The sequence below is a fragment of the Chamaesiphon sp. genome (assembly GCF_041737865.1).
GTDB lineage: Bacteria > Cyanobacteriota > Cyanobacteriia > Cyanobacteriales > Chamaesiphonaceae > Chamaesiphon.
The window spans coordinates 1-7,369 of the sequence record NZ_JBGSQZ010000109.1; the positions used below are offsets into that span (position 1 = coordinate 1).

The window sequence follows — 7,369 nt, forward strand, 5'->3', positions numbered from 1 at the left end:
GAACCATGCAAATCTGAACCCAGCACAAGCAAAAGAGCAATCTAAGAATATCGAGAGCTGTATGCGGTGAAAGCCGCACGTACAGATCGAACAGAGAGGGGCGCAGGATAATACCTGCCCTCGACTCTACCAGCTACTACTCCCGTACCTGTGTCAAATTAGACATCTAGGGTGGATGGTGGATGGTGAATGGTGGATGGTGAATCATGGTGTCTCTTGCTTGATTGGGAAGGGAGTAGCGCGGGTTCCAAACCACACCAAAGCTCGACAGGGAACATCTCCACTACTAATACCAGTCATTGCGATCGCGTACAACCTAGATTAGTCTGGTGATAAAGAGTAAATTCACTCATCTATTGTCACTTGGTAATTACAATTCCGCTTAAAAACGGCTAGCATTGGCGCAAGCAGTAATTAATACTGGGAAATAGAGCGCGATCGCTGCATACTAGATATTTGCGACTGGTTGTCGATTTTATATATTACCAATTATTCAATTAAGCTTAAATGACTGGGGATAATCGTGTGGGGATGGCTATGAAATATTTGCTGGTAGCTTCAACGGAAGCCTGTAGTGGGAAATCGGCAGTAATTTTGGGAATTGCCGATCGCTTACAAGAAAAGGGGATTGAGATTGCTTATACTCAGCCAGTAGTCAGTGGAAATGCTGCTAATCCGCTGATAGATAGTGATAATGAACTGATGGCGCAAGCATTATCCTTGCCCCCAGAGCGGCTGGGATCGCCACTGCTAGTATTGGATGCTGCCAGATCGATCGATCGAGTCACAGGGGCAGATACTCAAGACTATGGGAAATTACTCGCAGAAAATGTCCGACATCTCCCTGGAAGTCTAGTTATCCTCGAAGGTGGTGCCAATCTTCATGAGGGGAGCTTATTCGATCTAGCTACGGCTCAAGTAGCCCAATCTCTGGATGCTGGAGTGCTGCTTGTCAATCGTTACGATCCGATTTCCAGCATCGATCTGCTCCTATCTGCCCAGCAGCAGCTTGGGAAGAGACTTTTGGGCTGTATCATCAATGATATCCCTCGCGATCGGGTAGAGAGCGTCCAGACCACTCTGGTGCCCTATTTAGAACACTCAGGCATCCCCGTATTTGGCATCGTTCATCGCAATGGTTTGCTGCGGAGTGTCACTGTCAAGCAGCTAGTCGCCCAACTCGACGCAGAAGTGTTGTGTCGTCCTGACAGGTTAGACCTAATGGTTGAGAGCCTATCGATTGGGGCGATGAATGTCAATTCGGCTCTGGAGTATTTTCGGCGGGGGAATAATATGGCCGTAGTCACTGGCGGCGATCGTGCGGATATTCAGCTAGCCGCGCTAGAAACCTCTACACAGTGCTTGATTCTCACCGGACACCTTGCGCCTCAACCCTTCATCGTCAGCCGTGCTGAAGACCTAGAAATCCCCATTCTGTCGGTAGATCTCGATACCCTCACCACTGTGGAAATTATCGATCGGGCATTCGGGCAGGTGCGGCTCCAAGAATCGATTAAAATCAATTGTGCGCGGGAGTTATTTGGCAATCATTGTGAAGTCGATCGATTGATCTCGCTATTGGGCATTTAACGATCGCCAGGGTGTTATCTTCAGTGTGTTGGGTCTGTGTGAAGGAGGGAAAAAGGGCAAAGGCTCGTCACAAGTACTCCCTTCCCACTCAAGACACAAACGATATCGATTCACCATCCACCATTCACCATCCACCATTCACTTCCTACCCTAGATAGCTAACTTGACACAGGTGGGAGTAAGTGGTTTCCTCATACCTAGCATCTCATGGACTAGTCTTCGTCGTCGAGCCAACTCAAATCGATCGAGTTAGCCGCAGTGCTAGTGGAGCTTGTCGCACTCTCTTCCAGCCCTTTAGAAGTCGCCCGATTGCGGATTGCCATCAGTCTCTTAATTACCAGTTGAGGATCTGACTCGGGTTTGAGTGTGTAGAGTAAATTCTGTTGATTACAAGTGCTGTTAAATTGCGTGGTAGCACAGACCACCGGTAGTCTATTCAGAGTGCCAGCCGTGATAAATTTTAACTGTCCGCTGCGATACATCGATTGAAATCTAGCAGATACCTGCTGACAACGAACTTGGGGCGTAAATCCCGCTTCGCTAAATCCTTCCGAACTCCAAATCAATAGCGTTACATCACCTTTTTTGGTTCTAGCGATAGTTGCAGGTTTGCCATCTGACTTAGCACAGACAAAGTTAGTCGTGGCTGTCAAAGCTTGACTCGACGGCACAAATAGGTTACCACTTACTGCCACGCTCACCAAACTTAGCATCAAGAGGCGATGCGCCCAAAGAGTCCCTACCTGCAATAATTTCATAATTTACTTCCCTATCGATTCCTAAATTAAAGAAACATCCGCTCATCTCAAAATTCCGCACAAGTTTAGAACTAACTGTGAACAGGAGTTTAAATCCCCACCGCCACAAACCCAGTTATCAATTATCAATTAACTTAACTGATTTGCCCAATTAGATAATTGATGAATTGCCGTGCGGTGCGTCCAGAGCGTCCATTGTGTCTCGTCGCCCATTGTAAGGCACGATGTTCGAGATCGTCACGCTCGATCGGTAATTGTGCTGAGGTAGCTAAATGGCGCACAATACCTAGATATTTGATTTGGTCAGCAGGTTCAAAGGTAAGTGTAATCCCAAACCTGTCGCTAAAAGATAACTTCTCCTGGACTGTATCCCACATCTGAATCTCATCAGCATCCTGGGGTCTAGGACGATCTGCAAAGTATTCTCTCACTAAATGACGGCGATTGGAAGTCGCATATACTACTACATTCGCAGGTCTGGCAATCACACTTCCTTCTAGCACTACCTTCAATGCTTTAAAAGCTTCATCATCTGCTTCAAACGAAAGATCGTCTATAAAAATAATAAATTTCTGCGGCAGATCTGTCAAGCGATCGAGAATTAACGGCAAATCTATCATCGCTGATTTACTCACCTCAATTAGCCGTAATTGACTATTGAGATTGTCATTTAGTAAGCCTTTAATCAGGGAAGATTTACCAGTTCCTTTGCCACCATATAGTAAAATATTTAGAGCTGGCTTACCAGCGAGTAAAGCTTTTGTATTATCAATTAGAGTTGCTTTCTGCTGCTCGTAGCCAACAAGCTCGTCGATCGCTACTCGATCGGGATTAGCAATTCCCATTAGTTGCTGTTGCCATCTAAAAGCTCGATATTTACCAAAAATACCTACTCCAGATTGTTGATAATACCGAGCGAGATCGTCAACTAATTCACCCCAATTTGTCGAGTGTAAAGCATCTATAATAGTAGCTCGCTTTTCGCCGATCCGACATTCGAGCCAACAGATGGGTTTACCGCCGATCTGCTCCATCCATTGCGGGATATACTGTCCACAAGTATAAAGGATATATAATAACTGAAGATCTTGCCCCGCCGCAGTCACTAGAGCTGATGACAATCTGTTTTGGATCGGCTCGATCGACAACCCGACATCGACTCGTTGTACCTGGAGACTAAAAGGATTTTCTGCCTGTAAAACTCGATCGATTAGGTATTCTTCCCAACTACAATTTTCCACAGCCAAAGCCTTGAAAAAACGTCCGTAAGCAGTCAAACAAATCAGCGCATTGCCTTGAGATCTGTCACCACTGGCGATCGCTTGGAGCAGCTCGATTAAAGCAATCCCCACCTCACTATCTAAAATATCTTGATAAATCAGTAATCCCGCAATTGCGCGCTGCATCTGATGGAGTTCGGGAGTTCGTCGATCGTGATGGGAGGAAGTCATAAGATAGGGGGTAGAGGGTAGAGGGTAGAGGGTAGAGAGTGAATAGTGAATAGTGAATTAACTCGATCGTTATTTAGTTAGGCTTTAGGCTTTAGCTGTAGGGTGTGTTAGCCTGCCGTAGGCACAGCGTAACGCACCAATATGTAGGGTGGGTAATGCCAGCCCTTTCAACGCGAACAAACGAACTAGCTTGTGATGGGGTAAACCCGTTACCAAATCGCTCGATACTAGTGGTTGAGTGCCCCTCATCGATCGAAAGATTGCTCATAATTCGATCGAGGAGGGGCACGCCATCATTGCCAAAGCCTAGAAACCTCACTCTATGGCGATCGATCGAACAGTACAAGTGTTCGCATTGAAAGGGCTGGGTGGGTAATGCTCATCAGCTAGATTTCATGTATTATCAATTTGATAAATGATTTACTTAACTTAATGTTATTTACGATTTTTTTTGCAGAGAGGCTGTGCCAACGAGAGGCGATTTGTTTTTTATTCGTCAAGAGGCGATTTCATTGCTACTAGCTACCGATCGCTAGTGGCTGTATCCTAGATTAAGTATTTGTATGCGCTAGATTAACAATCGCTCTTTAATATATGTCTGCCGATCTTACTAACTCAACCCAGACAATCCGCATCGCTTCGCGGAAAAGTCAACTAGCATTAGTGCAAACCTATTGGGTGCAAGCCGAGTTGCAGAAGCACTTTCCAGATCGCACCTTTGAAGTCGAGATGATGAGTACCCAAGGCGATAAAATCCTCGATGTACCCCTGGCAAAAATTGGGGATAAGGGACTATTTACCAAAGAACTGGAAGTCAAAATGCTCGATCGATCGGCAGATCTCGCAGTCCACTCACTCAAAGACCTCCCCACCAATTTACCAGAAGGATTGATGCTCGGTTGTATTACCGAGCGTGAAAATCCAGCCGATGCGCTGGTTGTCAATGCCAAATACGCAGGCTCTCAGCTCGATACCCTCCCCGCAGGTGCCGTAATCGGGACATCTTCACTCCGTCGCTTGGCGCAGCTCCGCCATCACTTTCCCCACTTTGTGTTCAAAGATGTGCGGGGAAATGTCAATACGCGGTTGGCGAAGCTAGATGCAGGTGAATATGATGCGCTGATCCTCGCCGCTGCGGGCTTACAACGCTTGGATTTTGGCGATCGGATTCACCAGGTTATTCCCCCTGAATTATCGCTCCACGCAGTCGGACAAGGGGCACTTGGAATTGAATGTCGGACGGAAGATCCCGAAATCCTAGCGATCCTGCAATCATTACAACATCAACCCACAGCTTATCGTTGTTATGCAGAGCGAGCTTTCCTGCGGGAACTAGAGGGTGGTTGTCAAGTCCCGATCGGGGTCAATACTACCATCAATGGTGACAATCTCACCCTCGTCGGGATGGTATCGAGTCTCGATGGACAGCGATTAGTCACAGATACGATTACAGGTTTGGCTACCAACGCCGGACAAATTGGCAAAGATCTCGCCCATCTACTCCGCAGCCAAGGCGCACAAACTATCCTCGATGAAATCTTTGAATTGGTTCGTCGAGATGGTTTGAAAAAAGTGTTGGACGAGCAGACAAATAGTTAGCAGTTGACAGTTGACAGCGAGGTTTTTAGGGTGGGGTTTAAATCCCCATCTTAAAAAGCGGAAGCCTATATGACTAACGATCGTTAAATTACCTAATTACTTACTTCTTACACTATTTGTTCGATCGTTTGACACGCGATCGCGGAATTAACAAAGCCAGAATCAGTTATTATGTAGATACAAAGTTTCTACGTGCCCATAGTCGGTATATTTGAGTAATGGTTGGAAACGTAGCAAAATGGGGGAACAGTCTAGCGGTGAGGATTCCTCAACACCTAGCAAAAGAGATCGGATTGAGCGATGGAGCGGAAGTTGAGATCGTCGCGATCGATGGTAATCTCACGATTAAACCTAGAAAGCAAAAATAATATTCGTTGGATGAATTAATTGCCGGAATTACACCCACCAATCGTCATGCAGAGATCGATACTGGGATGTCGGTAGGAGAAGAAGTCTGGTAATGACAACTAGCTATATTCCAAATCGCGGCGATATTGTCTATCTAGACTTTAACCCAACAAAGGGACACGAACAGCGCGGCTATCGACCTGCTTTAATTATTTCACCTGCGGCTTATAGCGATAAAAGTTCGTTAGCATTATTCTGTCCGATTACCAGTCAGCAAAAAGGTTATCCATTTGAAGTCTTACTACCAGAAGACTTACAGACCTTGGAGGGTGACAGCGGTGCTGTCACCAAGGCACCAAGGTATTTACAGCCTCAAAACCTTTGTAAAAATTCAGTCGATGCTGTGGTCTGTGTAGCATGAGTAATCCCACCGAATGGGACATTAGATCCATCATCATTAACCAATCAGATGCATAGTTACCCAGCCAAAATCGGCTAGTATCCGAGGTATCACCTCGAAGTTTTTCATCTCTACCAATATATTTAGAAGTAGCAGTAGAACGGTATTTATTTCCTTGTAAACATGATTGTGTATAAGCAATAGCAACGAGTAAAACTAAACTATTTAATCGTGGTGTTGAAGCTTTAGATCCTTCGAGATGATAGCCGCCAAGCTTACAATCACGAAACATCATTTCAATTCCCATTCGCCGGTTGTTGCCGCTCGCGGCAAAAGCCTGAGTATATGCAGAAATAGCCGCATCAGCATTATCTAAATTAGTGACTAGATACCAAGCTTCTTTTGGTTGCTTTCCTCGATATTTTCGCTTCCAGTAAATAGTAAGATTGCTATAGCCAAATCCTTTTATTTTTGTCAGCTTAATCGATTCGTGAAAATATCGAGAACCCGACTTGCATTTAAGTTTATTTACCAAGCAAAGTTGACCATTTTTTGTCTCAACCCATGTATCACCTTTAATCCTAAATACATATTTGATTTTTAGCTGTGTTAGCCAAGCTGCCAGGTGTACACCCCTAAATTCTCTATCTCCAAGCAAGAATATTTGATACTCTGAAAATATTTCAAATACTGATCTTAACACTTGTTGTTGCTCCGCTAAATTACTACAGCCTTTTTTATCCAGAAACTCCCAATAAATTGGCATTGCTCTTTTGTCGATAATAATGGCTATCATTAAAATATTATGCTCTTTCCATTGAGTTCTATCCATTGCTAAATATATTTTCTTTCGTTCCGTACTATTTTTCTTCCTGGTTCTGTGTTTTTGCTCCGACATCTTCCGATCTACTATTTGTTTAATATTCGGTAGCCACAGTAATGATATATCTAATGCTCTTTCTATTAAAAATCTTTGAATTGCCCTTCTTCTGCTTTCAAATTTAATTGGTAGTGGTATTCTTCCTGCCAACTTCTCTATCTTTATTTCTTTAAATATCTGAATTACTCTAACTAACATCTCTAGCAACACTATTTGCTCTAGGCTGAGATATTCCTGTAGCGTTGTGTGATATATTGAGAGCATATAATATTTATGTATTGGTCTGGACTCATTTCAGACCAATTCTTTTTCAATCATAGCCTCTTCTATCCCTTTCCTGGAG

7 protein-coding genes are annotated in these 7,369 nt (G+C 44.4%); 4 read left to right on the forward strand and 3 right to left on the reverse strand.

Translation table 11 applies throughout. The features are described 5' to 3' along the window. Positions 1–507 precede the first annotated feature (507 nt). On the forward strand, positions 508–1,590 hold the full coding sequence (locus ACEW9J_RS07750) for a phosphotransacetylase family protein (RefSeq protein WP_373544558.1): 1,083 nt from the start codon (positions 508–510) through the stop codon (positions 1,588–1,590). A gap of 212 nt (positions 1,591–1,802) precedes the next feature. On the opposite strand, the gene ACEW9J_RS07755 is transcribed toward ACEW9J_RS07750, so the two are convergent. Both ACEW9J_RS07755 and ACEW9J_RS07760 read right to left on the reverse strand, forming a co-directional pair. Then, the gene (locus ACEW9J_RS07755; protein WP_373544559.1) at positions 1,803–2,348 is read right to left on the reverse strand and encodes a COP23 domain-containing protein; all 546 of its coding nucleotides are present in this window, start codon (positions 2,346–2,348) and stop codon (positions 1,803–1,805) included. A 134-nt stretch (positions 2,349–2,482) separates the two neighbouring features. Further along, on the reverse strand, positions 2,483–3,799 hold the full coding sequence (locus ACEW9J_RS07760) for an ATP-binding protein (protein WP_373544560.1): 1,317 nt from the start codon (positions 3,797–3,799) through the stop codon (positions 2,483–2,485). A gap of 594 nt (positions 3,800–4,393) precedes the next feature. Here ACEW9J_RS07760 and hemC point away from each other — a divergent pair. The 3 genes from hemC to ACEW9J_RS07775 all read left to right on the forward strand — a co-directional run bounded on the left by hemC (position 4,394) and on the right by ACEW9J_RS07775 (position 6,167). Continuing rightward, positions 4,394–5,398, forward strand: coding sequence for a hydroxymethylbilane synthase (gene hemC, locus ACEW9J_RS07765; RefSeq protein WP_373544561.1), 1,005 nt, complete (start codon positions 4,394–4,396; stop codon positions 5,396–5,398). 218 nt (positions 5,399–5,616) lie between these two features. Then, positions 5,617–5,766 (forward strand): AbrB/MazE/SpoVT family DNA-binding domain-containing protein, encoded by a 150-nt coding sequence (locus ACEW9J_RS07770; protein ID WP_373544562.1) that lies wholly within the window; start codon positions 5,617–5,619, stop codon positions 5,764–5,766. 92 nt (positions 5,767–5,858) lie between these two features. Further along, positions 5,859–6,167 carry a type II toxin-antitoxin system PemK/MazF family toxin gene (locus ACEW9J_RS07775; protein ID WP_373544563.1) on the forward strand — a complete coding sequence of 103 codons (309 nt, stop codon included), beginning with the start codon at positions 5,859–5,861 and terminating at the stop codon, positions 6,165–6,167. Here the strand turns inward: ACEW9J_RS07775 and ACEW9J_RS07780 are convergent. Beyond that, positions 6,091–7,290: an IS4 family transposase gene (locus ACEW9J_RS07780; RefSeq protein ID WP_373544564.1), complete on the reverse strand. Its 1,200-nt coding sequence runs from the start codon at positions 7,288–7,290 to the stop codon at positions 6,091–6,093. The two genes, ACEW9J_RS07775 and ACEW9J_RS07780, sit on opposite strands and share 77 nt — an antisense overlap. Positions 7,291–7,369 lie beyond the last annotated feature (79 nt).

Coding starts and splice junctions, on each gene's coding strand:
- ACEW9J_RS07750 (WP_373544558.1), top strand. CDS start 508: ATGACTGGGGATAATCGTGTGGGGATGGCTATGAAATATTTGCTGGTA.
- ACEW9J_RS07755 (WP_373544559.1), bottom strand. CDS start 2,348: ATGAAATTATTGCAGGTAGGGACTCTTTGGGCGCATCGCCTCTTGATG.
- ACEW9J_RS07760 (WP_373544560.1), bottom strand. CDS start 3,799: ATGACTTCCTCCCATCACGATCGACGAACTCCCGAACTCCATCAGATG.
- hemC (WP_373544561.1), top strand. CDS start 4,394: ATGTCTGCCGATCTTACTAACTCAACCCAGACAATCCGCATCGCTTCG.
- ACEW9J_RS07770 (WP_373544562.1), top strand. CDS start 5,617: ATGGTTGGAAACGTAGCAAAATGGGGGAACAGTCTAGCGGTGAGGATT.
- ACEW9J_RS07775 (WP_373544563.1), top strand. CDS start 5,859: ATGACAACTAGCTATATTCCAAATCGCGGCGATATTGTCTATCTAGAC.
- ACEW9J_RS07780 (WP_373544564.1), bottom strand. CDS start 7,290: ATGCTCTCAATATATCACACAACGCTACAGGAATATCTCAGCCTAGAG.